Annotated in this window: 21 protein-coding genes and 1 tRNA gene; 12 read left to right on the top strand and 10 right to left on the bottom strand. The window is 51.6% G+C overall.

The features are described 5' to 3' along the window. A partial coding sequence (locus AB1724_07855; protein ID MEW6077708.1) for a hypothetical protein occupies positions 1–194 on the top strand: 194 nt, incomplete at its 5' end. Positions 195–255: 61 nt separating this feature from the next. Here AB1724_07855 and AB1724_07850 read toward each other — a convergent pair. The 6 genes from AB1724_07850 to AB1724_07825 form a co-directional block, all read right to left on the bottom strand. Continuing rightward, positions 256–1,557: a hypothetical protein gene (locus AB1724_07850; protein ID MEW6077707.1), complete on the bottom strand. Its 1,302-nt coding sequence runs from the start codon at positions 1,555–1,557 to the stop codon at positions 256–258. Then, positions 1,550–3,442 (bottom strand): AAA family ATPase, encoded by a 1,893-nt coding sequence (locus tag AB1724_07845; protein ID MEW6077706.1) that lies wholly within the window; start codon positions 3,440–3,442, stop codon positions 1,550–1,552. Before AB1724_07845 ends, AB1724_07850 begins: the two co-directional genes overlap by 8 nt. Positions 3,443–3,735: 293 nt before the next feature. After that, a tRNA-Glu gene (locus tag AB1724_07840) sits at positions 3,736–3,810 on the bottom strand. Positions 3,811–3,948: 138 nt separating this feature from the next. Next, positions 3,949–5,484, bottom strand: coding sequence for a YifB family Mg chelatase-like AAA ATPase (locus AB1724_07835; protein ID MEW6077705.1), 1,536 nt, complete (start codon positions 5,482–5,484; stop codon positions 3,949–3,951). Between the two features lie 82 nt (positions 5,485–5,566). Next, positions 5,567–5,971: a putative toxin-antitoxin system toxin component, PIN family gene (locus AB1724_07830; protein ID MEW6077704.1), complete on the bottom strand. Its 405-nt coding sequence runs from the start codon at positions 5,969–5,971 to the stop codon at positions 5,567–5,569. Further along, positions 5,968–6,234, bottom strand: a complete 267-nt coding sequence (locus AB1724_07825) for an AbrB/MazE/SpoVT family DNA-binding domain-containing protein (protein MEW6077703.1) — start codon at positions 6,232–6,234, stop codon at positions 5,968–5,970. Before AB1724_07825 ends, AB1724_07830 begins: the two co-directional genes overlap by 4 nt. A 260-nt stretch (positions 6,235–6,494) precedes the next feature. Here AB1724_07825 and lpxC point away from each other — a divergent pair, with 260 nt between their 5' ends. The 8 genes from lpxC (at position 6,495) to coaD (ending at position 13,373) form a co-directional block, all read left to right on the top strand. Then, on the top strand, positions 6,495–7,412 hold the full coding sequence (gene lpxC, locus AB1724_07820; protein MEW6077702.1) for a UDP-3-O-acyl-N-acetylglucosamine deacetylase: 918 nt from the start codon (positions 6,495–6,497) through the stop codon (positions 7,410–7,412). An 87-nt stretch (positions 7,413–7,499) separates the two neighbouring features. Beyond that, on the top strand, positions 7,500–7,742 hold the full coding sequence (locus AB1724_07815; GenBank protein MEW6077701.1) for a type II toxin-antitoxin system HicB family antitoxin: 243 nt from the start codon (positions 7,500–7,502) through the stop codon (positions 7,740–7,742). Next, a complete protein-coding gene (locus AB1724_07810; protein ID MEW6077700.1) occupies positions 7,743–7,961 on the top strand; it encodes a type II toxin-antitoxin system HicA family toxin in 219 nt (72 codons plus the stop codon). A gap of 43 nt (positions 7,962–8,004) precedes the next feature. Continuing rightward, a complete protein-coding gene (locus tag AB1724_07805; protein ID MEW6077699.1) occupies positions 8,005–8,586 on the top strand; it encodes a DUF4390 domain-containing protein in 582 nt (193 codons plus the stop codon). Between the two features lie 54 nt (positions 8,587–8,640). Next, entirely contained in the window at positions 8,641–10,890 is a 2,250-nt protein-coding gene (locus AB1724_07800) for an ATP-binding protein (GenBank protein MEW6077698.1), read from the top strand. A 42-nt stretch (positions 10,891–10,932) separates the two neighbouring features. Further along, positions 10,933–12,294: a sigma-54 dependent transcriptional regulator gene (locus AB1724_07795; GenBank protein MEW6077697.1), complete on the top strand. Its 1,362-nt coding sequence runs from the start codon at positions 10,933–10,935 to the stop codon at positions 12,292–12,294. After that, positions 12,291–12,854: a 16S rRNA (guanine(966)-N(2))-methyltransferase RsmD gene (gene rsmD, locus AB1724_07790; GenBank protein ID MEW6077696.1), complete on the top strand. Its 564-nt coding sequence runs from the start codon at positions 12,291–12,293 to the stop codon at positions 12,852–12,854. The genes AB1724_07795 and rsmD overlap by 4 nt, the downstream gene beginning before the upstream one ends. A gap of 18 nt (positions 12,855–12,872) precedes the next feature. Next, positions 12,873–13,373 carry a pantetheine-phosphate adenylyltransferase gene (gene coaD / locus AB1724_07785; protein ID MEW6077695.1) on the top strand — a complete coding sequence of 167 codons (501 nt, stop codon included), beginning with the start codon at positions 12,873–12,875 and terminating at the stop codon, positions 13,371–13,373. 15 nt (positions 13,374–13,388) lie between these two features. Here coaD and AB1724_07780 read toward each other — a convergent pair whose 3' ends face one another. Together AB1724_07780 and AB1724_07775 are read right to left on the bottom strand one after the other, a co-directional pair. Then, positions 13,389–14,054, bottom strand: a complete 666-nt coding sequence (locus AB1724_07780) for a protein-L-isoaspartate(D-aspartate) O-methyltransferase (protein ID MEW6077694.1) — start codon at positions 14,052–14,054, stop codon at positions 13,389–13,391. 7 nt (positions 14,055–14,061) lie between these two features. Next, positions 14,062–14,649: a 5-formyltetrahydrofolate cyclo-ligase gene (locus AB1724_07775; GenBank protein MEW6077693.1), complete on the bottom strand. Its 588-nt coding sequence runs from the start codon at positions 14,647–14,649 to the stop codon at positions 14,062–14,064. Positions 14,650–14,849: 200 nt separating this feature from the next. Between AB1724_07775 and serS the strand changes: the two genes are divergently transcribed. The 3 genes from serS to AB1724_07760 are packed head-to-tail and all read left to right on the top strand — an operon-like array spanning position 14,850 to position 18,390. Then, positions 14,850–16,127: a serine--tRNA ligase gene (serS, locus tag AB1724_07770; GenBank protein ID MEW6077692.1), complete on the top strand. Its 1,278-nt coding sequence runs from the start codon at positions 14,850–14,852 to the stop codon at positions 16,125–16,127. Beyond that, entirely contained in the window at positions 16,121–17,614 is a 1,494-nt protein-coding gene (thrC, locus tag AB1724_07765; GenBank protein ID MEW6077691.1) for a threonine synthase, read from the top strand. Before serS ends, thrC begins: the two co-directional genes overlap by 7 nt. Before the next feature lie 11 nt (positions 17,615–17,625). After that, the gene (locus AB1724_07760) at positions 17,626–18,390 is read left to right on the top strand and encodes a tetratricopeptide repeat protein (protein MEW6077690.1); all 765 of its coding nucleotides are present in this window, start codon (positions 17,626–17,628) and stop codon (positions 18,388–18,390) included. Positions 18,391–19,067: 677 nt separating this feature from the next. Here AB1724_07760 and AB1724_07755 read toward each other — a convergent pair. Together AB1724_07755 and pilQ are read right to left on the bottom strand one after the other, a co-directional pair. Beyond that, positions 19,068–21,749, bottom strand: a complete 2,682-nt coding sequence (locus AB1724_07755) for an Ig-like domain-containing protein (protein MEW6077689.1) — start codon at positions 21,747–21,749, stop codon at positions 19,068–19,070. An 809-nt stretch (positions 21,750–22,558) separates the two neighbouring features. Continuing rightward, positions 22,559–25,498, bottom strand: a complete 2,940-nt coding sequence (pilQ, locus tag AB1724_07750; GenBank protein ID MEW6077688.1) for a type IV pilus secretin PilQ — start codon at positions 25,496–25,498, stop codon at positions 22,559–22,561. Between the last annotated feature and the right edge of the window lies 1 nt (position 25,499).

Raw genomic sequence — 25,499 nt, 5'->3', positions numbered from 1 at the left:
AACTCCAGTCGCCCTACGGGCTCCTTCCGTTGCCCCGGTTGAGAAGCAACAACGAGCCAAAGGAAACCCTAACCGAATCAGAGCTTAGCTACCCAAAAAAATTGTCCGACGCACCGGGTCCACCGCAGTCGCCTGAATGGCTGGCGGGCGGAATAAAAGAAAAAGCAGACGCCATCAGTAAGCGGTACAAATAAGGCCCCTTTTCCAATTTGTTTGTATCAATGTATAAGGTCGGTGAGTATAACGTATTCAATTTTAAGCATTTATTGTTGGAAGCTTAATAGGCATTTTGTAAAATCTTATAAATTCGTTTACTTTGTCTGCTCTCAAGTCTTCCGCTAGAGTTTCTGATGCGTCTTGATCTGGATAAATTATTAAACAATCTAATACTATGTTTTGGTTCTCGTTTGTATCGACCCCCAATCGCGATAAAATTTTAATATCTCTCGCGTATCCGCTTAATTGTCTTATATTATCAACTAGATATTCATTATAAAAGCCCAATTTGTATTTTTTTGTGTATTTGGTGTCGATAATTACTTTGTCCTTTTCAGACACTAAAAGGAAATCAGGCTCTTGACCATGTATTCCTTTGAAGTGATATTCAACATCGTTATGATATTTGTCCTTTAGTAACCCTAAAACATATAGCTCAAACAGTTTTGACATATCTATCCAAAAGGGAGGAACTTTTACAACTTCTGCTTTTTCGGTCTCAAGATTCTTTATATTGTATCCAAACCGTTTTAAAATAAGGTGGGCTAAACGTATTGCCTCGCTGTATTCCTTGAAAAAAACATTGGTTTTTATCTCTTTCGTTGTCCGCACATCAATGGTGTCGTCAATTTGCTGAAAGGCAGGGAGGCAATAGTTAATAATTCGTGAAGCCATCGTTGAATAATTTGGAAATAAGGCGAGGTACTTTTGCACAAACATTAAGGTGTTTTTAAGTAGCCTGTTTTCAGCTCCATTCAAACCAAATTCATCATAATTACAAAAGGTATTGAGCGGTTTGTTTTTCAAAATGTTTTTTTTTATGGTTTTGGAAACCAATACCTTTCCTTTTATTCGTGAATTCAGGTTGTTTTCAACTTTGTAATAAGATTTTTTTAGCCCTTTTCTTACAATTATTTTTAATACCTGCAGAAAATGAACAATTAACAATGGAGTTAATAAATCTTTTTTCTGTTCAATTTCTATCGGGGGGTCTTCAAATTTTATTTCATATAATTCCTTCGTGAAGTCTGCTACTTCTGAATGACGCAAACAAGAAAAAAGCATCTCCAGGTAATTTGTTTGCTGTTTATCATCGTCCAGCTTTGGTGCTATATATATTGCAATTTCATTTCTTTTTAGCCAGTCCGTACCAATAAAATATTTTGTATGAAGAAATCTTTTTCCACCTTCTTCTACAATCCAAACACATTTGTACTCGTTATCGAGAAAATTTTTGAACCGAATAGGTTTTGGCAGGATTATATCAACTGCAGAAATATCTTCTCCCGTTGGATAGTTGTGGTGCTCTGAAAATATTTTATCAAAAAGTATTTTAGACATTTAATTTTTCGATTTTATCTTTTGCTCTTTCTAATAATATACCGTCTTTCAGGTATTCTTTTAAAATAGGTTTTATTTCATAGTCTAACTTCATTTTTAATTCATTCTCATCATTTTCGTTTCTTAAAATAAAATAACTATGACCAATTTTCACATCATTTTCCTTAAAATCAGGGGATAAAAAATCTTGCGTAAATAACTCAGAAACTTTTTCATACAATATTTTTGCCTTTTCATTTTTTATAACTGTTTCATCTGGCAGAACGTCAAAAAAGCCGAATCTTCTTCGAAGGGCATAATCAATATGCCCGACAGAACGGTCTGCTGTATTCATTGTTCCAATAATGTACAAATTTTTTGGTAACGATATATCTTGTTCGCCTTCATATTCATAAATGCTAGTAACAGGTTCGGCTCTATACTCTAATGCATAAATAAGTTCTCCAAAAACAGCCGGTAAATTCGCACGGTTGATTTCATCAATGATTAAAACATAATAACCATTTGGATTATCTATAGCTTTTTGAACAAATTCTGCTAATATTTTATTTTCTACATTATAAGCTATATCGTTATTTTCGGTAGTTGTGGCAACAATTCCTCTTACAAAATCCTCATATGTATATGCTGGATGAAACTGAATAAGATGATATTCACCTTTAGCCACAATCCCTTGGCCATCATCTATATCTTCACCTTCTTTAAGATTAAACTTCTCCCAAATGAAATAGCCGAATTCAAGATTATTTACCTGACTTTTAAATTGGTTCTTTTTTTCAACGAATATTTCGTTCAGTTTCTTGTTCTTTTGAAAGACATCAAGCCCCTTATAATCAATCGAAAATATTTTCAAGGCGTTATCAATCATTTTTTCGCTGTTTATAGGGAAGAATTCATCCGGATAATAGGTATTCAATAACTTTAAAAGCAAACTGTCTCCTAAAAAAGCCTTAGCTTTTTGTGGGTTCTTTGTTTTAATGACCTCATCAATTAAAGAAGCAAGCTTTTTCATTGCTTCTTCGTTATCTTCAATATCTCTTATAAATCCGTGCTTACTATAATCTTCTGTTTCTTTTTTCCAATAAATGCAATACGAGCGTGAGGTTCCTGGGAAATAATAACCTAAACTCTTTAATCCTCTTTCAATCCACCAACAAAAATTATCTCTATCACCTTTACCAACACAATATTCTTCTAAAGTCATATCTTTTATTTTGTCTATCGGGAACCTTTCATAAAATTGGGTGAGCAACTTTTGGGCTTTTTCTCTCTTTCCTTTAACGGGCTCATCATTAAGGTCAAATTTTTTTATGAAATCGTCAATTATATTAATTGGGTTTCCAACAGAAATGGGTTTAGTCAATTCTGTAGCTATCAGTTTTGCCAATCTTGTTTTTCCTGTTCCCGGGGGGCCTTGTAAGATAATCTGATGCTTATATTTTAGTAGTTCGACTGCTTTTTCCATACAAATTCCTTCCTTAATTTTTTCATACCAACTAATGATTGTTTTTGAAGTTTCTTTATCTAAATTGGCGCACTTTGTTAATGTCCCCAGTGCCTTAGAAATTTGAAAACCATATTCGTTTTTGTAAAAATCTAAGATTTTGACTTCCCTTCTATGCGAAAACCAGTCTAAGTCTTCATTTGGGCTTATTGAATACTCTGGTTCTCCAATTACTGCAACTAACGCAATGGGCTTTTTCCCACTTCTAATAGCAACAATATCACCAACTTTAAGTTCATCTTTAAACTGATCAATCTGCGCTTTTCCTTTATCCCAATCGCCTAAACCAATGTAGGATGTTTCTATTAAAATTTTTCTAACCTTTTCTGGTGGAATTTCTTTTGTGTCATTACGATGGAGTTGCATGTGCCAGAAGTTCATTTTAATTACCTCCTTCTGATGGCCTTGACTTAAAAAGGACGGCGATAACTTGAGAAATCTTATAAGCCTGAATAATTTTTTTATATTATTTTTTATCTAAACTCAAGATATACCCTTTTGTGCCTGCCGTACGAACCGAGCAGTGACTAGTGGAATTAAGGCGGTTTACCTCTTTTAGGTGCTTTTGCGGAAAATCAGAAAACAACTGCAGAAAAAAGCCGTCAGGCGGGCCGTCAAATGAGCCGTCGGGCGGCTTAAGAGTTAAACTGGGAAATCAACTATTTGGATTTTTTTGGTGATCCCAGAGGGAATCGAACCCTCGTTACCGGCGTGAGAGGCCAGCGTCCTAACCGCTAGACGATGGGACCACATCATCGAAGCAGACCGTATAGTGGTATAAAAAGAAGGCGGCTTTGTCAAACGAAAACTGATAAGGACCGCTCATTTATATGGGAAAAATGGTGACTGGCGCGGTCTATTTTAGCAGGTTGTTTGGAAATGCCCGGTTAATCAACCGCCATTTTCCGGTCCAGGCCGCGCAACTGGATGGCCTCGGCCACATGATCGGCCTGGATTTGATCTTCACTCGCAAGATCGGCGATGGTCCGGGCCACCTTGAGGATGCGGTTGTAAGCCCGGGCCGACATGCCCAGGCGATCGATGGCGATTTCCAGCAAGCCGGCGGCGCCGGGGGCGGGCTGGCAGAACCGCCGGATCTGCCGGCTGTTCATGGCGGCGTTGCAGTGAACCCCGGTGGCGGCAAACCGCTGCTCCTGAATCTGTCTGGCGCGGACGACCCGCTCCTTGATGGCCGCCGACGCCTCGGCGCGGATGTCGCCGGCCATTTCCCGGTAGGCCACGGCCGGCACGTCCACGTGAAGATCGATCCGGTCCAGCAGGGGCCCGGAGATACGGGCGTTGTACCGGTTAACCTGCTCCGGCCGGCAGACGCACTCATGGCGGGGGTCGTTTAAAAACCCGCAGGGGCAGGGGTTCATGGCGGCAACGAGCATGAAAGATGACGGATAGGTGATGGAAATGGCGGCCCGGGAGATGGTGACCTTCTTGTCTTCCAGGGGCTGACGCAGCATTTCCAGGGTGGTTTTCCGGAACTCCGGCAGCTCGTCCAGAAACAACACCCCGTGATGGGCCAGGCTGACCTCGCCCGGCCGGGGATGGCCTCCGCCGCCGATCAGGCCGGGATCGGAAATGGTGTGATGGGGGCTGCGGAAGGGCCGCCGGCAAACCAGGGCCTGGCCGGAAGCAAGCTGGTCGGCCACGGAAAAAATTTTGGTGGCCTCAATGGCCTCATCAAAGGTCAAATCCGGCAGGATCGACGGCAGACGGCGGGCCAGCATGGTCTTGCCGGAACCGGGCGGGCCGGTCATCAGGAGATTATGACCGCCGGCCGCGGCAATCTCCAGGGCTCTTTTGGCATGCTCCTGGCCGGCCACCTCCGCATAATCGTCCGGGCAGGCGCGGCCCTGATCGAAAATCCGGCGGCAATCCACCCGGGTAGGCGGCAGTTCGGCGCTGCCGTCGAAAAACCCGACGCTCTGAGCCAGGTTATCCACGGCATAAACGGCGATCCCGTCGACTACTGCCGCCTCGGCGCTGTTTTCCCGGGGCACCATCACACCCCGCCAGCCCGACTGCCGGGCGGCCATGGCCACGGGCAGAACGCCTCTCACCGGCCGGATCCGACCGTCCAGGGACAACTCGCCCAGAATCAGGTAGCCGGTCAGGGCCTCCGGCGGAAACATCCCGGTGGCCGACAATATCCCCAGGGCAACCGGCAGGTCAAAGCCGGTGCCGCTCTTTTTGATGCCGGCCGGCGCCAGGTTGACGGTGATATGATCATCCGGGAAGAAAAATCCGGAGTTGACGATGGCCGCCTTGACCCGTTCCCGGCTCTCTTTGACGGCCGCTTCGGCCAGCCCCACAGTGGTGTAATAAGGCAGGCCCCGGGCGATATCTACTTCCACTTCAACGGGATAGGCGTCAATACCGATGACGGCGCTGCTGAATACCCTGGTAAGCATGAAAGGTCCTCCCTGACCATAAAGGCGCCTCTAAAATTGATCCCAATCCGGAATTCCAACTTTTCGAGTTAGCCTGACATTATTATCTTAAAAAACCGTCCGCAAAATGCCTCGGGGTTAAAATATTTACTCCTTTATAATTTCCCAGTTTCAATAAATGCTTATCGCCGCTAACGATTACTGTGCAATTGCCGGCAATCGCACATTCGATGAATTTATTGTCATCAGGGTCTTCACATATTGCTATATGGACTCCTTTTGTATCTACAAACTCCCCATGGATTGTAATCAGTTCAACAATGGGTAATATGTCAACCGCAGGAAATTGTGATGACAATTCCCGGGCAACTTTTTGATATTCGAAAAGCATTTCTTGTGAAATAACCATTTGTATCTTTTTCTTTTCCCATGCTTTAAGAATCCATGCGGGAGGCCCGCTGAAAAATATTCCGGATATGAAAACATTCGTATCAAGGACAACTCTCATACACGTTGCCTGCGGACTTTCTGAATGGCATTGGCAATATCAGATTTTTTAATTCCAACTTGTTTCCCTTTTTTCCTGGCTTTAGCGATAAGGTCGCAGAACTCGTCAATAATCGGCGGGGTTATGCTTTTCAGAATAACAATGTCTTTTTCCCCGACAACGACAAATTGAGCACCAGCTTTCAAGTTTAGCTGTTTTCTAATATTTTCAGGAATAACCACTTGTCCTTTTGAGGACATTTTTGTTGTTGATAAATTTGCCATATGACACCTCCCTGAAATTATAATCTTACTGGTAAGACTGTATGGCTTTTGGTATAAAATGGCAAGATTTTTTATTCGGACAGCGGGCTGTTCCTTTCACCTTTCACCTTGCACCCTGAACATTAAACCTTATACCCTTCCGCTCTAACCCATTTAAAAAATTTGACTTGACGGGGCCTTATCGGCTATCTTATTAAAACCATTTTTGAACAACCAAGATACAGTCGGGCTGCCGCCGACTTACGGACAAGGGTTTTCACATGTATTATTGCCAGCGGACAGTGGCCGGAGCCGTTTCATGTTCCGGAACGGGTGTTCACTCCGGTAGAACGGTCAACCTGACCGTCAAACCCGCCCCGCCCAATCATGGTATCAAATTCGTAAGAACGGACTTGAGCAACGCCCCCAGCATCCCGGCCCTGTTTAAAATGGTTACGGACACCACCTCGGCCACGGTGCTGGGCAGCAACGGCGCCATCGTTTCCACGGTAGAGCACCTGCTGGCGACCCTGGCCGGTCTTTCCATCGACAACGCCCTGATTGAGATCGATTCTTATGAAATTCCGATATTAGACGGCAGCGCCTTTCCTTTTGTCACCATGATTAAACAGGCCGGCCTTCAGGAGCAGAGCGCCCAGCGCTGTTTTTTCGTTATTAAACAACCGGTTACGATTGAAGAAAACGGCAAAAAAGCCGCCATTTATCCGGACTCGGTCTTTAAAATCACCTATACCATCGAATACCAAAACCCCCTGATCGGAAAGCAGCAATTGTCCCTGGAAGTCAACGAAACCTCTTTTGAAAAAGAGGTCAGCAGGGCGAGGACATTCGGTTTTTATCATGAATATCAGTCCCTCCAGAGCTTTGGCCTGGCCCGGGGGGGGTCGCTTGACAACGCCGTGGTCATCGATGGTCAGTCCATTTTAAACCAGGACGGACTGCGCTATCCGGATGAATTTGTGAGACATAAAATACTGGATTGCATCGGTGATTTCTCCCTTCTGGGAATGCCTTTGAGGGGACATATCATCGCTGAAAAGTCCGGCCACCAGTTTAACCACAAGCTGCTGACCAGACTCTTTGCCAGCCGGGACTGCTGGGAAACGGCTTTTTTAAACTTCCCGGCCACTCAAGCCGGCACCGAGCACGACCGGTCCGTGAAAACCCTTGCCCTTTAAAAACCATTCATTGTAGAATTATTTATAGGGCTAATACCCGGCAAACATCTGTTCAGGGGGACGGTCAGGCAAACAAGGGATTCTAATATGCTATTGGAATATATCCAGGCGGCACTACGCCATGCACAGTATGAAATACTGTCCGATGACGGCAGCTACTATGGTGAAATACCGGGATGCGATGGCGTTTACGCAAATGCCAAAACGCTTGAGGACTGTCGAGAGGAGTTGAGAGAGGTGACGGAGGAATGGGTTCTTTTCCGGATACACAAGAATCTTCATTTACCCGTCATCGACGGGATTGAGATCCTGATCAGGGAAGTCGCTTAAGTGCCTCCCTTCGGGCCAGTCAAAAGAAAAGAATTCCTACGATATTTCAGGCAGCTTGGATTTAAGGGGCCTTACTCGGGCGGCAAACACCCGTTCATGATCAAGGACGACATCACTCTTCGAATTCCCAATCCTCATCAGGCCGACATCGGCAAGGAACTTCTCGCACGTATCCTCCGGCAAGCTGGGGTTAGTCGGGAGGAGTGGAAAAAGCTATAGGGGCCGGAATGCCCTTAAACCAGAGACAACTGGGATGCACAGAATGGGTCCTGCTACTCCTGCTAAAATATATGGCCGTGCCTTTTCCCTCTGCCTGCTCCTGGTTCTGATCGTCGGCGCCAGGGTCAGTGCCCAGGAACCGGCCCTGACCGGGCTGACGGTTCAGACTGCCCAGGACAAAGTGCTTTTTTCCGCCACGGTCGAGAACGCGTTTACTGAAAAAATGGAAGAAGCCGTCAAAAGCGGGATTACCGCCACTTTTTCTTTTATCGTCACCCTTGAGAGCGAACGCTCCATGTGGTTAGACGAAACCATTGCCGAAAAAGAGGAGACGCACACGCTGGCCTATGACCCCCTCAAGGGGCAATATGCCGTGACCCGCTCCTGGGAAAACGAGACGCCTTTTCTTACCGCTTCGTTTGAAGAGGCCCGCGCCCGTATGTGTAAAATTGAAGGCATGCGCCTGACCCGAACCAGAAAACTGGAAAAAGGGGCCACCTATATCGTCAGCGCCATGGCGGAACTCGATACCATGAGCCTGCCGCCTTATTTGTATTATATTCTGTTTTTTGTCTCTAGCTGGGATGCGGAAACCGACTGGCAGACGGTCAGTTTTACCTATTAGTTCACCATCATGGAAAACCGGAATCGATCTCCACTCCTGGCGGCCTCAAAAACGATGACCGGTCGCGTCGTTAACGCCATGAGAACCTTCATGTCCGGCCTGTCCGAGGAGGAACGCCGCCGAAGAAAGAGAGAGGGTATAATCATCATTGCCCTCATCCTGATCGTGGCGGTGCTCACCTTTACCGAAACCCGCATCGTCGATTTCGGAACCGACATCCCCGTTTCCAACACCATCCTGATGTTTATCCTGATCAACATCAACCTGCTGCTGCTGATTCTGCTGATCTTTCTGGTGTTCCGCAACCTTGTCAAACTCTTCTATGACCGCAAACAGAACGTAATGGGCGCCCGGCTGCGCACCCGCCTGGTGGTGGCGTTTATTTCGCTGACCCTGTTCCCGGCCATTATTCTGTTCTTTTTTGCCATGGGGTTTATCACCACCAGCATCAAGTTCTGGTTTAACGTGCCCGTGGATCAGGCCCTGGCCCACTCCCTGAAGGTCGGTAAAAACATTTACAACCTCATTGAAAACAACAACAATTTCTTCCTGGAACGAACCGCCTATCAGCTTGACAAGCAGGGGCTTCTAAAAGGAAACCGCCGGGACGAGCTCACCCGATACATCCAGGTCGTTCAGCGGGAGTTTAACCTGGACGGCGTGGAGGTCTATTCTGTCCGGGGCCAGCGCCTGAGCTGGGCCGTTTCCCAGAAACTGGAAGTTGAGCCGGTTGCCGCCATCGCAGCCGAGGTATTAAAAAAGGGGCCCTCGGAAAAAACCAGTATCATTTCCGCTTCCCGCCAGACCCCGGCCGGCGAGCTGGTCTCGTCCGTTGCCACCGTTCCCTTTGGCGTCAGCCCCCGGGAGGCGGAGGGGCTGGTGGCCGTCTCGCGACTATTGCCGCCGCGCCTGTCTTCCAACCTGGACGCCATTTCCAAGGGGTATAAGGAATATCACCAGATTAAACTCCTCCAGGAGCCCATCCAGATTTCCTATCTGCTCTCCCTGACGATTGTCGGCCTGCTGGTTGTGTTCTGTGCCGTCTGGTTCGGTTTCTATATCGCCAAATCCCTTACCACCCCGATTATGGACCTGGCCGAGGGGTTGAAAAAAGTGGCGGCCGGCGACCTGAACCATACCATTGAACGGCTGGCCGACGACGAACTCGGCGAGCTGGTCAGTTCGTTCAACAAAATGACCAGCGACCTTCGCACGGGCAGAAAGCAGATTGAGGCCTCCACGGCCATGCTGGCCCGGCAGCGCGACGAAATTGAAGGGCGCCGGCTGTACATGGAGACCGTACTGGATAACATCTCCACCGGGGTCATCTCCTTAAACGCCAACGGCATCATTACCACCATCAACAAGTCCGCGGAAAAAATGCTGTCGATCACTCAAGATGGAATCATCAGCCGGCACTACTCCAGCGTGTTAAGCGGGCGATACCTGCAGCTGGCCAAAGACTGTGTCGAGCGGATAACACGGCTGGGAGAAAACACGCTGGTCTTCCCCATGCGGCTGACCGTGGGCGGGCAGCCCCGCAGCTTCATGATGTATTTAAGCGCCCTGCGGCAGGATCAGGCCAACGCCTATATGGGCATGGTCCTGGTGATGGATGACCTGACTGAACTGGAAAGGGCCCAGCGCATGGCTGCCTGGCGGGAAGTCGCCCGACGGATCGCCCATGAGGTTAAAAATCCCCTGACACCCATTTCCCTCTCCGCCCAGCGGCTGAAGAAGAAATTCGCCGCGACGGCCAATGACAAGGTTTTTGATGAATGCATCAGTACCATTCTCGACTACGTGGATATTATCCGTAACCTGGTCAACGAATTTTCCGCCTACGCCAAATTTCCCACGGCCAACCCCTCCCCCTGCGATCTGCTGTCGATTATCCGGGAAACCACCGCCCTCTATACCGAAAGCGACAGCGAACTCCGTTTTACCGTCAACGCCCCGGAATCGGCTCCGCCGGTAAACCTGGACCGCCGGCAGATCAAACAGGCGTTGATAAATCTTATTGACAATGCTATTGCTGCCATGAAAGGCGTCGGTGATATTATTATCACGGTCACCTTCGATACCCTGGCCGGCATGGTGCGTCTGGAGTTTGCCGATACCGGCGAAGGGATTCCGGACGAGGAAAAGGTCAATATGTTCGAGCCCTATTTCTCTACCAAAAAGTCCGGCATGGGCCTGGGGCTGGCCATCGTCAATTCCATTCTTACCGACCATGGCGGCACGATCAGCGTCCAGGACAACGATCCCGTTGGCACCAAGTTTATTATCGAGTTGCCGTTGTAAGACTATGACCATGATCGGCATAACCGTCATACAGGATTAACCATGTTTCCGACCGTACTGATTGTTGATGACGAACCATCGATTTTGCAGCCGTTTGAAGGACTGCTGACGGACGAAGGGTTTGAAGTGATAACCGCGTCCAATGGATACGAGGCGCTGAAAATCATCGGGCAGGACCCGCCGGATATTGTTCTTCTGGACATCTGGATGCCGGGCATCGACGGCATTGAAACCCTGAAGGAAATCCGGGCCACCAACCCCCACATCCCGGTCATCATGGTCACGGGGCACGGCACCATTGAAACCGCCGTAAACGCCACCAAAATCGGGGCTTTTGATTTCATCGAAAAGCCGATTTCCATCGACAAGGTTATCGTGGAAATCAACAACGCCCTGAACTTCCGTCGGCTGGAAGAGGAAAACCGGTACCTGCGAACCAAAGCCCTGAAAGAAAACGCCATCGACGGCAACAGCCCGGCCACCCTCGAGTTGAAACGACAGATTGCCGTCGCGGCCCCGTCCGATGCCTGGATACTGATCACCGGTGAAAACGGTTCCGGCAAGGAAATGGCGGCCAGAATGATTCACCTGCTCAGCCCCCGGGCGGAAGAACAGTTCGTCGACATCAACTGCGCCGCCATCCCGGACAATCTCATCGACCGGGATCTGTTCGGCCACGAGAAAAACCCCGCCGACAAGTCGGCTACCAAGTCTTCGGGGAAAATCGAGCTGGCCAATAACGGCACGCTGTTTCTGGATGAAATCGCCGACATGAACTCAAACACCCAGGCCAGACTCATGCGCGCTCTGCAGGAGCAGAAGGTTCAGCGTCTCGGCAGCACCCGGACGCTGGCCGTCAACGTCCGGGTCATCGCTTCCACCAATAAAGATCTGGAAAGCGAAATCAGGGAAGGCCGGTTCCGGGAAGACCTTTATTACCGCCTCAATGTGATTCCCATTGAAGTTCCACCATTACGGCATCGCCTGGAGGACATCCCCGAACTGATCCGGATTTTTCTGGAAAAACAGGCTCAACAGAAACACCTGCCGCCAAAAAAACTGACGGAAAAAGCCGTCGACCTGCTCTGTCACTATCACTGGCCGGGCAATGTCCGGGAGCTGAAAAACCTCATGGAAAGACTGACCATCATGACGGATGCGGAAACGATCGACGCCGGCGATCTTCCGGCCCCGTACAATCCGGAAAATGTCGGCGCCCCCAAATCAGCCCAGAACCCCTTCTTCTCCTATGAAACCCTTAAGCAGGCCCGGAACGCTTTTGAAAAAGAATTCGTAAAAAGCAAGCTGCTGCAGAACGACAGCAATATCACCAAAACGGCTAAGGCCATCGGCGTCGGCCGGAGTTATATCCAACAGAAGCTCAAAGAGCTGGAAAGGAAATGAGCCTCAAGATCATCGGCGGCAGGTGCAGGGGCAGGTCACTGGTCTCTCCCAGGGGAATGGCCGTTCGCCCTACCGCCGGTCGCGTCCGGGAAGCCATCTTCAACATCCTTTTTTCCCGGATTGACAACGCCGTCGTGCTTGACCTGTTCGCCGGAACCGGCGCCATGGGCATTGAGGCGTTGAGCCGGGGGGCGGCCCGGGCCGTTTTTGTCGACAGCAGACCGGAGGCCCTGGCTGTTATCAGACAAAACCTTCAGGCCTGCGGCCTGTCGTCAGCGGCCGGAATCATCCGCCAGGACGCGACCCGAAATTTGTCCGGACTGGTCCACCTGCAGCTGATGTTCGACATTGTCTTCATGGATCCGCCCTATAACCGTGACACGGTCGGAAAAGCCCTGGCGGCCCTTGCCGGAACCGTACTTCTGAAACCCGGTTCGATGGTCGTTCTGGAACATTCGCCCCGGGAACCGGCGGAGGAAGAAAGCGGCCGCTTTCATCTGCTGGATCAACGGCGTTACGGTCAAACGGTCGTTTCTTTTCTGGAGTATGGGACAAATTAACCAACAAGGAGAGCCCCAATGAAAATCGCCATCTATCCGGGATCATTTGATCCAATCACCAACGGCCATCTGGACATTGTCAGAAGAGGACTGGATATTTTCGATAAAATTATCGTGGCCGTGCTTCACAATCCGGCCAAAAAAGCGCTCTTTACCGTTGAGGAGCGGATCGAGATGATCGAGCAGAGCCTGGCCGACCTGCCCGGCGCCGAAGCGGACTCCTTTGAAGGCCTGCTGATCGATTATGCCGCGCAGAAAAAAGCGGCCGTCATTCTGCGGGGCATGCGGGCGGTATCGGATTTTGATTATGAGTTCCAGCTGTCCCTGATGAACCGGCGGTTAAACCGTGACATTCAGACCATTTTCCTGGTGACCGGTCTGCGATGGATTTTTACCAGTTCCTCCATTATCAAGGAAGCGGCCTCGTTCGGCGGCGATGTGTCCGGCATGGTACCGCCGTTCGTGGAAGAACGGCTGATCAGAAAAATCGCGGAAACCCGCGGTAAACAGGCGGGATAAAAATCGCCCTGTCCGTCAGGAGGGAACGCGCCAGCCCTGCTCACCGATCAGCTTGACAAAACGGCACCCGCCCAGTTCCGTGGCCCGCACCCGGCCGTTGGGTTCCTTGACCAGTTTGATCAACTGCTGGGAAGCCTCCCCCCCCACCGGAACCACCAGCCGTCCGCCGACGGCCAGCTGGTTCACCAGGGCCGCCGGTATCTCCGGAGCACCGGCCGTTACGATAATCGCGTCAAAGGGACTTTTCTCCGGCCAGCCGAGCGTGCCATCCGAATACCGGGTGACGATATTATAATAACCCAGACGGTCAAACAGGGAGCGCGCCTGCAGAAAAAGCGAATGTTTACGTTCGATGGTGTAAACCCGGTAAGCGATCTGGGCGATAATGGCCGCCTGATACCCCGATCCGGTGCCGATTTCCAGCACCCGGTCTTTTTTGCCCAGCTGCAGGGCCTGGGTCATTTCAGCGACGATATAAGGTTGGGAAATGGTCTGCTGTTCGCCGATGGGCAGGGGGTGATCTTCGTAGGCCTTGTCCATAAACGCTTTGCTGACGAACAGATGCCGGGGAACCCGGCTCATGGCCTCCAGCACCTGGAAATCGGATATGCCCCGGTTCATCAACTGGTTGCTGACCATCAGTTCCCGGCGGCGGGCGTATCGGATATCATCTTTTTCCATAAAGCGGCTATATCTTATAAATCGTCCGCTTTTCCGTTATAATGATATCGACATACCGATCGATGGAACCTTTGGGCACCTGCTGAATAATCTGGTCCTCAAACGCCAGGGATACCTTCCGGGTAGTGGCCGGAAGCCGCGGAATCAACTTGTCGTAAATGCCGGATCCCAGACCGATGCGGGCCCCTTTTTCATCAAACACCAGGCCCGGGATAATGGCGATTTCGATACTGTCCACCGGAACCATTCGGCAGCGCTTCGGGTCCGGGGCCACGTCCTGCTCCTCCGTGGAAATCAGGTCGGTTTCCGGATTGTCCACCTTCAGCAGCTGCACCTTTTTATTTCTGGCGTCATAGAACGGCATGACGACAATTTTATTGAAAAGATAGCAATGCTTGACAATCCGCTGGGTATCGACTTCGCCGGATCGGCTGACATACATCAGCGCCACATGGGCCTCCACGAAATTAGCGAATTCCATGAGTCGTTTTTCGATCAGCCGGCTTTTGGCCGACACCTCTCCCTTGGAAAAAGACCCCAGTTTTTTGGCAATATCATTGCGGATTTCTTTTTTGATTTCTTTCACGTCATCCATGGGTTACCTTCAATCCTCTCGTAGAATTTGGCGTTTTGTATTAATCTTTCTAAATATGACAAAAATAGAATAAAGTCAAGCTGATAATAATCTATTGACTCCAACGGGGGGTTATGATAGAAAAAATAAGTTTACATAGCGAAATAACGCCTGCAGTTCATGGAACCGCCTAAAATTTAAGCACGAAACTACCGAAAACAATGCTTGACATAAAATTTATCAGACAGAACCTGGAAATCGTCAAAAAATCCCTGGGAAACCGAAAAGAAAATCCCGGAATTATTGATGAATTTGTTTCTTATGACGAAAAGCGGCGGGACCTTCTGGCCCGGAGCGAAGACCTTCGCCACCGGAGAAACGTTGCCTCCGACGCCATCGCCCGCAGCAAAAAAAACGGCCAGGACGCGACCGCCCTGATCACGGAAATGCGGGAGGTCTCCAACCAAATCAAGGAAATAGAGGAAGCGCTTGCCGGCAACGAACAGGCGGTTTCCGAACTGCTGATGCGCCTGCCCAACATTCCCCACGACTCGGTCCCGGTCGGCAGCAGCGAGGAAGACAATCCCGTCGTCAAAACCGTGGGTGCCCCCCCGGCTTTTGATTTTACGCCCCTGGCTCACTGGGATCTGGGAGAGGCCCTGGGCATCATCGACTTTAAACGGGCCGCCAAAATCGCCGGCGCCCGGTTTCCCCTGATGACCGGCGCCGGTGCCCGGCTGGAAAGAGCCCTGATCAACTTCATGCTGGACATTCACACCCGGGAGCACGGCTACCGGGAATGTTTGCCGCCGTTTATCGTCAACCGGAAGACCATGACCGGCACCGGTCAGCTGCCGAAGTTTGAAGCCGACCTGTTCAAGCTGGAAAACTGGGATTTTTACCTGATCCCCACGGCGGAAGTACCGGTAACCAATATTTACCAGGATGAGATCTTGTCCGAAAAAGACCTGCCCGCTAAATTCGCCGCCTATACCCCCTGTTTCCGCTCGGAGGCGGGTTCTTACGGTAAAGACACCCGGGGGCTGATCCGGCAGCACCAGTTCAACAAAGTGGAGCTGGTAAAACTGGTTTTGCCGGAGCACTCCTACCAGGAACTGGACAGTCTGCTGGCCAACGCCGAAGAGATCCTGCGGCGCCTGGGACTGGCCTACCGGGTGGTGTCTTTGTGTACCGGCGACCTGGGTTTTTCATCGGCCAAGACCTATGATCTGGAGGTCTGGTTTCCAGCCCAGCAGAAATACCGGGAAATTTCATCATGCAGCAACTTTGAGAGTTTTCAGGCCCGGCGGGCCAACATCCGGTTCAAACGGGACGGCCAGAAAGGCACGGAGTTCGTGCATACGCTCAACGGCTCCGGCCTGGCCGTGGGCCGAACCCTGGCGGCGGTGCTGGAAAACTATCAGAACCGGGACGGCTCCGTTACCATTCCGGAGACGCTTCGGCCCTACATGGACTCCCTGGAAACGCTATCATGCTAAATCCGACCGATTTTCCCGCGGACATAAGAGACCACCTGATCCCGAAAAAACGGGGGGCGCTGCTGTATCGCTGCATCGGCTGCGACAAGACCCACGGCATCGAAAGACTCCTGTACACCTGCCCGGACTGCGGCAGCGTGCTGATGATCGAAGACAGTCAGTTTGAACGGTTGAAGGAAATCCCGGGACCGGACTGGCGCCGGATTTACGATTTTCGAAAAAGCCTCAACCTGCCCGCCCTCAAGGGGGTGTATCTCTTTCACGAATTCATCGGGCCCGACATGCCCCTGGATGCCATTGTCTGGCTGGGAGAAGGCCGCACACCGGTTATTGAAGCCAGTCCGGCGCTGCAGCGGAAAGTGGGCTTTCGTTTCTTCTTTAAAAATGAGGGCCAGAACCCCAGCGCCTCTTTCAAAGACCGGGGCATGGCCAGTGCCTTCTCCCGCATCAACTATCTGCTGCAAAACGGCAGCCTGGCCGACGTGCTGGCCGTGTGCGCTTCCACCGGAGACACCTCCGCGTCGGCCGCCCTTTACGCGGCCTATTTAAAACCACGGATAAAATCGGCGGTTCTGCTCCCCCACAAAAAGGTCACCCCGCAGCAGCTTTCCCAGCCCCTGGGAAACGGCGCGGCGGTGTTTGAAATCCCCGGGGTCTTCGATGATTGCATGAAGGTGGTGGAGGAGTTGTCGGAAACCTACAACGTTACCCTGCTCAATTCCAAAAACGCCTGGCGCATTCTCGGCCAGGAATCCTACTCCTATGAAATCGCCCAGGATTTTTCCTATGACCTGACCGATAAAGTGGTGGTGGTGCCCATCGGCAACGCCGGCAATATCACCGCCATCATGAGCGGGTTCCTCAAGTTCTTTCAGACCGGGATCATCACCGCCCTGCCGAAAATCATCGGGGTGCAGTCCAGCCACGCCAACCCGGTGTTCCGTTACTACCGGGAACCGGATCCGGCCCGGCGGAAATTTGTCCCGGTGGAGGTGAAATCCAGCGTGGCCCAGGCCGCCATGATCGGCAACCCCGTATCCATGCCCCGGGTCATTCATCTGGCCAAGCGATACGAAGCCGTCGGCGGCGGCAACAAGATTTTTATCACCGAAGTGACCGAGCAGCAGATCATGGACTGGCAGCTGATCGCCAACCGCCACGGCAACATCGTCTGCACCCACGGCGGAGAAAGCCTGGCCGGGCTGGCGGCCGCCATCCGGGACAACCTGGTCGGCCCCAACGAAACGGCCATTCTGGACTCAACCGCCCATGCCCTGAAATTCGCCAACTTTCAACAGATGTATTTTGACAACTGTTTCCCTCCTTCATATAACGTAACGCCCGATCCCGAACTGATCAATACGCCCCAACTGGTCACCATTCCGGAAGCAGCCGCTTCGACCGACGGAAAAAAACCGGCGAACCGCCTGATAAAGGAAACCGCCCGGGAAATCGCCCGGCGCCTGCAGTTGACGACAAAAGAATAAGGATAAAAACAATGAGACCCTTTTTCTGGTTATCGGTTGTTTTGATTCTGATCATCACCGGCTGCGCCACGACGGAAACAAAAAACAAAATCGAAGCCGAGCAGGTCCGCAAGCTGGGAGAAGCCTACCTGGCGGAAAAAAAATATGTCGCGGCCTACCGGGAACTGCAGAAGGCCATGGAACTGGATCCCACGGATGCCCATGTTCATTACGACATGGGCAATTTTTACTATGAAAAGAAAAAGTTTGACACGTCCATCGAATATTATCAGAAGGCCCTGGTCCTCAAACCCGACTTTTCTTCCGCCCGGAATAATCTGGGCGCGATTTACATGGAGTTAAAAGAGTGGGACAAGGCCATCGAAACCCTGGAGCCCTTGGTGGACAACTATCTTTACGCCACGCCCCATTTTCCTCATTTGATGATCGGCCAGGCTTACTTTTACAAGGGAGACTTTCGCAAGGCCCTGGAACATTTTCAGGCCAGCCGGGAGTTGAAGCCGGATTACCCCTTTTCAGCCCACTGGATGGGCAAAACCTATCTGGAAATGAGAAACCCGGAAAAAGCCGTTCAAAGCCTGGAAGAAGCGGTGAAAATCAAATCCAACATCCCTGTTTTCCATTATGATCTGGGCCGGGCTTATGCCGCCGCGGGAAACTACAAAAAAGCGGAGGAATCCTTTGACAGGGCCGCATCCACAACCACCGAAGATCAGTTGAAAAAAGACGCCCTGGAGCAGCTGCGACAGGTGCGGAAAAAAACCTGCGGCAGATAGCAACAAGACGCCTCGTCATGCCGGCCAGCGGAGCGTGAGCCGGCATCCAGTGAAGCCGCCGGCTTAAGCACAATCCTCCTCGTCACCCCGGACTCCAATCCGGGGTCCAGAAAAGATGAATAATATAAAATTTTGGTTCTTCTCCAAATTAGTTGGTACGGAGGGGCCAAGGATTCAAGGGATCGAGGGGCCAAGTGTTTGTTATTGATAGATTATATAATCACCTCTATCAATTCTCTATTAGCGCTATGTTCTTTTCCCCTGGCAAGTCGTTTTTCCAAATGATGCCGGAACCACCCGTGAATAATGGCCGGGCTTCAATCCCTCATCGAGGTTTAACGCATTCGTCAGGGTTCATTACGGTTGTTCACTTGGCCCCTTGAATCCTTGACCCCTTGAACCCTACCGAAACCCATCGGCTCAACCAGGAAAATTATGCAGTTTTATAGTCCAACTAATCGGGAGATGATCCAAAATTTTATGCTGGATGCCGGCTCGGGGGCCGGCATGACGAGGAGGAAGTTTCAGACAAGATAAAAACGACTGCTGTCAGTTTGACACTGGATTCTGGTGTACGTCCCGGAATGACGACGAAGAGAAGATGAGTCACAAACATAAAAAGAGCGGCCGTTTCCGGCCGCTCTTTTTTGTTTATTGTGTGTTCTTCTATCGGTTAATTACGGACAAGGCCATGGCACCAGGAAAGGATCCAAACAATTGCTATCCCAAGGCGATGGGTCCAAACTGTCTTCGTCGACTACCATATAACCCGGACCATATCGTAATATTCCGATGGCTTCCGTACCATAAACAACCACCGAGGCCCGAACCTCCACTTTTGTCCAGCATGAGTATAATTTCTGCTGAACAAAATTGAATTCGGCTACCCCATACTCGTCGGTAACGACAAACGCAGGCACCGTACCGGCGGTGGCTTTGGCCGGGTCTAAAACGCCATTGTTCTGTCCGGGGAACAGGCCCACATCCTCGCCGGGATCCAGTACTTCGTTCCGGTTTATGTCTTCGTTGGGATAATAATTGAAACAGCACAGTTGCCACCCGCCATCAATCCAACCCGTATAGTATCCCAACGGCCAGACACTTAAATTAACGGTCGCGCCAGCCACCGGGTTGCCGTTGGAATCAGACACCAGAACCGACATGGCGCTTTTGTAGGTGCTCAAGTTGTATTCTTCCAGCTTGGTCGGCCCGCCGATGGATACTGAACTGGCCGAACCGCCGACCACCACCTGGGCCGCATCCACCTTTTCGATATTAATGAAGTTGGCGGAAAGGCCCTCATCCGTCAACTGGTCTCCCTTGATCTGGACGTCATCAACCAGAGTCAAAGTCGCCGGGGCGACGACGCCTATTTTATACACCCAGTCATTGAACTGGGATCCGGTCACCAGAATCCGGTCTCCGACCGCAAAACCATCGGCGGCAAAGTCCCCGAAAGCCCGCGTTATGGTCTTGCCAAGGCTGGTGAAGGCAAAGCAGTTGGCCTGGGGACGGGTCTCAGCCGGAACCCATGGGGCGGCGTTATTCGCATCCAGGAGCTTGGCAACGCACAACACGCCGTTTGAATCCGAAGGCAGGCTGCCGGCGTAAAATGTTGCCGAGGCCTGGCCGAACGCGTCCGAATAAATCAGCGCCGGATTGATATACTCGCCGCTGCCGGTGGTGTTGACAAGCGTCAAGCGGACCGGGGCGCCGCTGACCACCTGGTTGGCCGCGTTGGTCACTTTAATGGACAGATTGGACACGGAACTGACTGTACCGGAACTGGGCGCGATGACCGTCGGCAAGGCCTGGATGGTCACATTGAGGGCTCCACTGGATGGAGCCGCGATCGCGACCTGCAGGGAATCGTTGATCGAGCTGTCCGTTGCGTCTTCGGCGTTTAAGATGGCGACACACGGGAACGCCGGGGTCGCCAGTGTAAACGCGACTACATTTGTCACGGGATCCGGGCTGGCGGTCAGGACCGTGCTGTTGTTGCCGCTAACGGCCGTGAGGCTTGTCAGTGATCCGGCGGAGGTGGAAATCTTCACGTTGTTTCCGCCCGGGCTGCGTACCCACAGGTCGACCGTACTGCTGGTGTTGGCGCCAATGGTGGTGTCAGCCGAAACCAGTTTGGTGATGGTGACAACCGCCCCTGCCGGTTCATTGGTCAGGGCGACGGTGGCCGCCAGGGTCAGGGTGGTCGCGGTGACAGTGGTCACGTCAAAAACCCCGTTGTTCGCCGGGTTAGCGGCGCCGGTTACATAAATCACATTACCCGCGGCAAAACCGTCGGTCACAAACGATCCGCCCACATCAGCCCGGGTGATGGTGTCGGGATTAAGATCATTAAAGGCGAACACATTGTTCGGCCCGGCAACGGTGTTGCTTTTTGATAAAAATTCAAAGGCCTGACCGCTGACAGTAACATTTTGAGTCGCTTCAGCGCCCAGGGACGTTACGGCCAGCGTGACCGGTTCGGGGCCGGGATTATTACCCGTGACCGTAACTGTAAACTTGCCGTTCACATCGGTGGTCCCGGTCAGGGTGGCGGTGCCGGTTCCCGCAGTCCCGGCCATCTTTAAAAGGACGCTGGCGCTGCCGGTACTGGACTGGTTAATCACCACCTGCGCGCCAAAAATACCGACACCCCCGGCATCCTGAACCGTCACCGTCAGGGTGGCGCTGGAGGGAACTGGCAATCCCTGAAGGGCGGTGCTGTTTATCGTCAGAAGAATCTTTGTCCCGTTCAACTGCACGGGAATCGTGGCCGTCAGATTGGGCGGCGCGGTAGCGGTTATGGTTACCGTCTGGTTGGTCTTGTCATAAGCGCCGGAAGTAAACTCAATTGCCGCCTGCCCGTTTTCATCCGTTAAAACTGTTGCGGCGCTGATCTGACCGGCGGAAGCGGAGAAGGTGACGGGAACCCCGACCATCGCCGCCCGGTTTTCATCAAGGGCAGTGGCGGTTATGGTGGCGCTGTCCTGGTTGTTGGTTTTTACCGATGTCTGTGAGGTGGCGATGGTCAGGTATCCGACATCGGCCGTCACATTGATTACAAGCGTGGCGGTGGCAGTGCCGGAAGTAGCCGTTATGGTCGCCTGGCCATAGGTATTTCCGCCGGTAAACGTGGTGGTAACCCGGCCGCCGACGGTAACCGCGGTGGTGGGACTGATCGTGCCGGAACTTGTCGTAAAGCTGACGGGATTGCCATCACTTACCGCCAGGCCGCTGCTGTCTCTTACAATAGCCGTTATGGTAGATTGCCCGCCGGCACCTACTGCGGTGGAGCTGGCACTTAACGTTATGCTGGCCGGCGTGGTCGGGGTCGGTACATTCCCCTCTCCAACAGTCATGGTCAGCCGCCCGGTACCCGCTCCGCAGGTAGCCACTATCTCGACCGTACCATCTCCTTCTGCTGTAAAAAAAGTCGTTGCGATACCGTTACTCGTCTGAACATCCCATGTATCACTCAACGATCCGACAGCCCAGGAGTCTGTTCCTACCAGTTCAAAAGAAACATATGTTCCATCCGCCACCGGCACGCCGTTGCTGTCTGTGACCGTGGCGGTTATAGTTGTAACGCTTCCAACAACAACTTCTGTTTCTTCAGCTGTTACGGTTACCTGTGGGGCCGTATTGACCACAGTAATATCTACCGTGGCCAAAACACCTTCACAATCGGCAACAATATGAACCAGGCCTGCAGCCCATGATTCACCATATGCCGACAAAATAAAGGTTGCCACCCCATCTATCGTATTTTGAAAACTACTTGGCTCAATTGTCACATCACCTTCGCCTGACTCATTAAGGTGAACTGTCGTCCCATCGGCTACTGGTTTCCCTTTTTTATCTTTTACTGTAGCTGTAAGCGTTACCGTGGAGTTAGACGCAAGCGTCGTATTGCTGACCCAGAGGGTTATCTTGGCCGGGGTCCCGGCTACGCCGCCGTCATCCGTGTCATTGGGCCCGCCGCTGTCGCCGCTGCAGCCCGCACCCAGCAGCGCCACCAAAAGCAAAATCATTACTGTCCATAACCAGTGTTTTGATTTCTTCATCATACGAATGTCCTCTCTTACTTGGCCTGACACGGCATTAACATAACCTGTATGGTGTTAGCGTGTATTTTATTGAACCTGTTTGCTTTCATCCTTACCCGTCATCATTCCAGCCGGATAATGGTCGGGGTGATAAAAATCAGCAGCTCCGAATTCTCGCTGGACCGGGACTGATGTTTAAAAAGAAAACCCAGCAACGGAATTTTGGAAAGATACGGAACGCCGCTTTCCCCTTCTTTTTCCGTGGACTGGATGATACCGCCGATAACAATGGTATCGCCGTCATTGACCAGCAGTTCGGTGGTGGCCTCCTTGGTGTTCAGCGGCGGCTCGTCAAACGATCCCTGTTCCCCGACTTCTTTTTCCTCAATATGAATATTCATGGATATCCGGTTGTCCGGCGTCACCTGCGGGGTGACCTCAAGTTTAAGATCGGCATCTTTGAATTCCGTATCGGCTTCACCCTCATCAACCGTGGTATAGGGAATTTCCTGGCCCTGGGATATGGTGGCCTTCTTTTTGTTCAGCGTAACAACCCGGGGGCTGGAGATAATTTTGACCTGCCCGACTGTTTCCATAAGGGAAAGCCAGGCGCCCAGAGAAAACGGTGTGCCGGTGATCCGGGTAAAATTAAATCCCAGAATATTGGAGGCGGCGGCGGCCGGGTTGTTCATGGACACACCATAATTATATATGCCGCCCAGATCGCTTTCATAGGTCCCGGGGGTATTTTCCATGCCCCATTCCACGCCGAATTCACGTGAGAAGGTGGTGCTGGTTTCCACGATCCGGGCGTTGATCATCACCTGGGGCGTAACCTTATCGATTTCCTTGATGATTTGCCGGGCCATATCCAATTTTTCCTGGATATCCGTCATAATCAACTGGTTGGTCCGCTCATCCACCTTGGCATGCCCCTTTTCCGGTGTCAGAATATCGGTAATATGCGGCAGAATATCCTGGGAGGCATTCGCGTAACTGATGGGGAAATATTCGGTAACCAGGGGAGCCAGTTGCTCCTGGGTTGTTTTCAACTCCTGCTCGGCGGCCATGGCGGCCCGTTCGGCTTCCTTTTGTTTTAAAATGGTCTCCTTGGTGGAAATGCGAACGATCCCGTCGTGTTCCATCATGCCCAGGTTGTTCATTTCCAGGATCAAATCCAGGACCTGGTCCCATGGAACCGGATTGACGAAGCTCAATGTAACGCTGCCCATGACCCCTTCGTCAATGGCAAAGTTTTTACCGCTGACATCTTTTAAAATGCGAATCACGTTGCGGATGTCGGTCTTGTAAAACTCCAGGGCAATGGGTTCACCGGTGTATACCTTTTTCCTGCCGGGCATCGTTGCCGGTGCCTCCTCCGCCGCGACCGTCGATTCCTCTTCCACGACGACTTCAGGTTCGGCCGCGATTTCCGGCTCTTCCGCCGCTGCCGATTCCGAAGCCGTCATCTCCTTCCGGTCCGCTCCGGTTTCGGTGTCCGCTGCCGGGGTCGATTTTGGTTCTTCGGCAATAACCGTTTCACCGGTTGGAATGACCACTTTCTGTGCCGGGTCGGCCGACACGGAAGAACGGTCAAAATGAACCAGGATCATATTCCCCTGCTGTTCCGTTTTATAGCCGACCTCTTCTCTCAAGTTGATGTCCAGCACCGAAATGCCCTTGGCTTTCATGGCCGGCGTCTGCAATGGCATAATGGAATTAATGGCACTGTCAAAACGGGTGGTGATGAGCGGCCGCTGCCGGAAGCTGAGGATATCAGCACCCTGAAGCGTCAGCCGGACCTTGTTGGCTCCGGTTCTGGTCAGCTCAAATTCAACCGGCCGGGTCGTACCGATGCTGACGGTGGATTTACCCTGCTCATCAATAAAGTCAATGCGGTTTACCAGGGCCGTCCGACCGTATGACTCGGAGGAAACACTGGCCGCCTTGGCCGCGACTGGCGGTGCCGATTCTTCTTCCGCCGCAACCGGCGCCGGAGTTTCCTCTTCCGTTATCGCCGGCGAGGCCGCTTCTTCAGCGGAACCGGACGAAGGAGCGACGGCGGCGGTCTCTTCGGTTTTAACCTGGGCCGGGCGATCCTGTTCCACCGGGGCCTGGGCTACTTTCGCCGAATTACCGACATAAACCATCAGCCCATCGGCCACCGGAACGACCTTGTAATCCTTCAAATAAGCCGGCTTGGCGTCTATAACCACTCGCACATAGCCCTCATGGCCTAAATAGCGGACCTGCTGAACGATATCCGACTTGACAAGCAGACGCTGCTCTTTTTTGGCGGAACTGGTTAATCCGACCAGGTCCACCACAATCCGAGGCGGGCCAGTCAGCGTAAAACGCTTATAATTTTTGATGGTTCCGTCGGCTTTCATCCGAACCGTAACCTGACCCGCTTCCTCTGTCACATCCACCTTTTCCAGGCGGGTTGCTGCCGCGCCGGTTGGCACCGGAGTCGCTTCTTCAACGGAAGGGGCGGCTTCTTCATCCAATACAGGCGGAGATTCTTCTTCGGTGACGGTATCCTGGGCCGTATTTTTCGCAGCAGCGGCCTGTCCTTCGGCTACCCTGGGAAAAACCAGCTGCAAGGAAGTCTCATCGTCTCCACGGCGCGCTTCACAGGCGGCTCCCGGATTTTTGATCGGCACGACTATTTTCGATGGCCCACCTTTCACCAGTTCAATCGCCTGAACACTGCCAATGACTTCATTATCAACCGGATATTCGGAGGAAGACAGGGAAAGACCTGAATCAGGGAAATAAAGAACCTTGGCCTGCTGAAGAGGCGGCTCCGCCAGGGTATAATCAATGGGATGATTGGCCTGGATGGAAATGACAATCGCATCAGCGGTCTCTTCGATGCTGATACCGGTAATCAGGTTACCGCCGGCGGGCGCTTCCCGCCCGGTTGCCGCTTCCCCCGTCTCCGTTGACGACGGCACGGTTTCCGTGGTTGCGCATCCATACATGCCCAGCGCCGCAAGGAAAATTCCCAGAAAACATACGACTGCTCTTAACTTCCATTTTTTTGCTGATTTTGTTATCATA

The sequence above is a fragment of the Thermodesulfobacteriota bacterium genome (assembly GCA_040753795.1).
Lineage (GTDB): Bacteria > Desulfobacterota > Desulfobacteria > Desulfobacterales > Desulfosudaceae > JBFMDX01.
This window is presented reverse-complemented; position numbering and strand designations above follow the sequence as displayed.

What these genes read in the sequence shown, in the direction of transcription:
- AB1724_07850 (MEW6077707.1), bottom strand. Translation starts at nt 1,557, where the DNA reads ATGTCTAAAATACTTTTTGATAAAATATTTTCAGAGCACCACAACTAT.
- AB1724_07845 (MEW6077706.1), bottom strand. Translation starts at nt 3,442, where the DNA reads ATGAACTTCTGGCACATGCAACTCCATCGTAATGACACAAAAGAAATT.
- AB1724_07835 (MEW6077705.1), bottom strand. Translation starts at nt 5,484, where the DNA reads ATGCTTACCAGGGTATTCAGCAGCGCCGTCATCGGTATTGACGCCTAT.
- AB1724_07830 (MEW6077704.1), bottom strand. Translation starts at nt 5,971, where the DNA reads ATGAGAGTTGTCCTTGATACGAATGTTTTCATATCCGGAATATTTTTC.
- AB1724_07825 (MEW6077703.1), bottom strand. Translation starts at nt 6,234, where the DNA reads ATGGCAAATTTATCAACAACAAAAATGTCCTCAAAAGGACAAGTGGTT.
- lpxC (MEW6077702.1), top strand. Translation starts at nt 6,495, where the DNA reads ATGTATTATTGCCAGCGGACAGTGGCCGGAGCCGTTTCATGTTCCGGA.
- AB1724_07815 (MEW6077701.1), top strand. Translation starts at nt 7,500, where the DNA reads ATGCTATTGGAATATATCCAGGCGGCACTACGCCATGCACAGTATGAA.
- AB1724_07805 (MEW6077699.1), top strand. Translation starts at nt 8,005, where the DNA reads ATGGGTCCTGCTACTCCTGCTAAAATATATGGCCGTGCCTTTTCCCTC.
- AB1724_07800 (MEW6077698.1), top strand. Translation starts at nt 8,641, where the DNA reads ATGACCGGTCGCGTCGTTAACGCCATGAGAACCTTCATGTCCGGCCTG.
- AB1724_07795 (MEW6077697.1), top strand. Translation starts at nt 10,933, where the DNA reads ATGTTTCCGACCGTACTGATTGTTGATGACGAACCATCGATTTTGCAG.
- rsmD (MEW6077696.1), top strand. Translation starts at nt 12,291, where the DNA reads ATGAGCCTCAAGATCATCGGCGGCAGGTGCAGGGGCAGGTCACTGGTC.
- coaD (MEW6077695.1), top strand. Translation starts at nt 12,873, where the DNA reads ATGAAAATCGCCATCTATCCGGGATCATTTGATCCAATCACCAACGGC.
- AB1724_07780 (MEW6077694.1), bottom strand. Translation starts at nt 14,054, where the DNA reads ATGGAAAAAGATGATATCCGATACGCCCGCCGCCGGGAACTGATGGTC.
- AB1724_07775 (MEW6077693.1), bottom strand. Translation starts at nt 14,649, where the DNA reads ATGGATGACGTGAAAGAAATCAAAAAAGAAATCCGCAATGATATTGCC.
- serS (MEW6077692.1), top strand. Translation starts at nt 14,850, where the DNA reads ATGCTTGACATAAAATTTATCAGACAGAACCTGGAAATCGTCAAAAAA.
- thrC (MEW6077691.1), top strand. Translation starts at nt 16,121, where the DNA reads ATGCTAAATCCGACCGATTTTCCCGCGGACATAAGAGACCACCTGATC.
- AB1724_07760 (MEW6077690.1), top strand. Translation starts at nt 17,626, where the DNA reads ATGAGACCCTTTTTCTGGTTATCGGTTGTTTTGATTCTGATCATCACC.
- AB1724_07755 (MEW6077689.1), bottom strand. Translation starts at nt 21,749, where the DNA reads ATGACTGTTGGAGAGGGGAATGTACCGACCCCGACCACGCCGGCCAGC.
- pilQ (MEW6077688.1), bottom strand. Translation starts at nt 25,498, where the DNA reads ATGATAACAAAATCAGCAAAAAAATGGAAGTTAAGAGCAGTCGTATGT.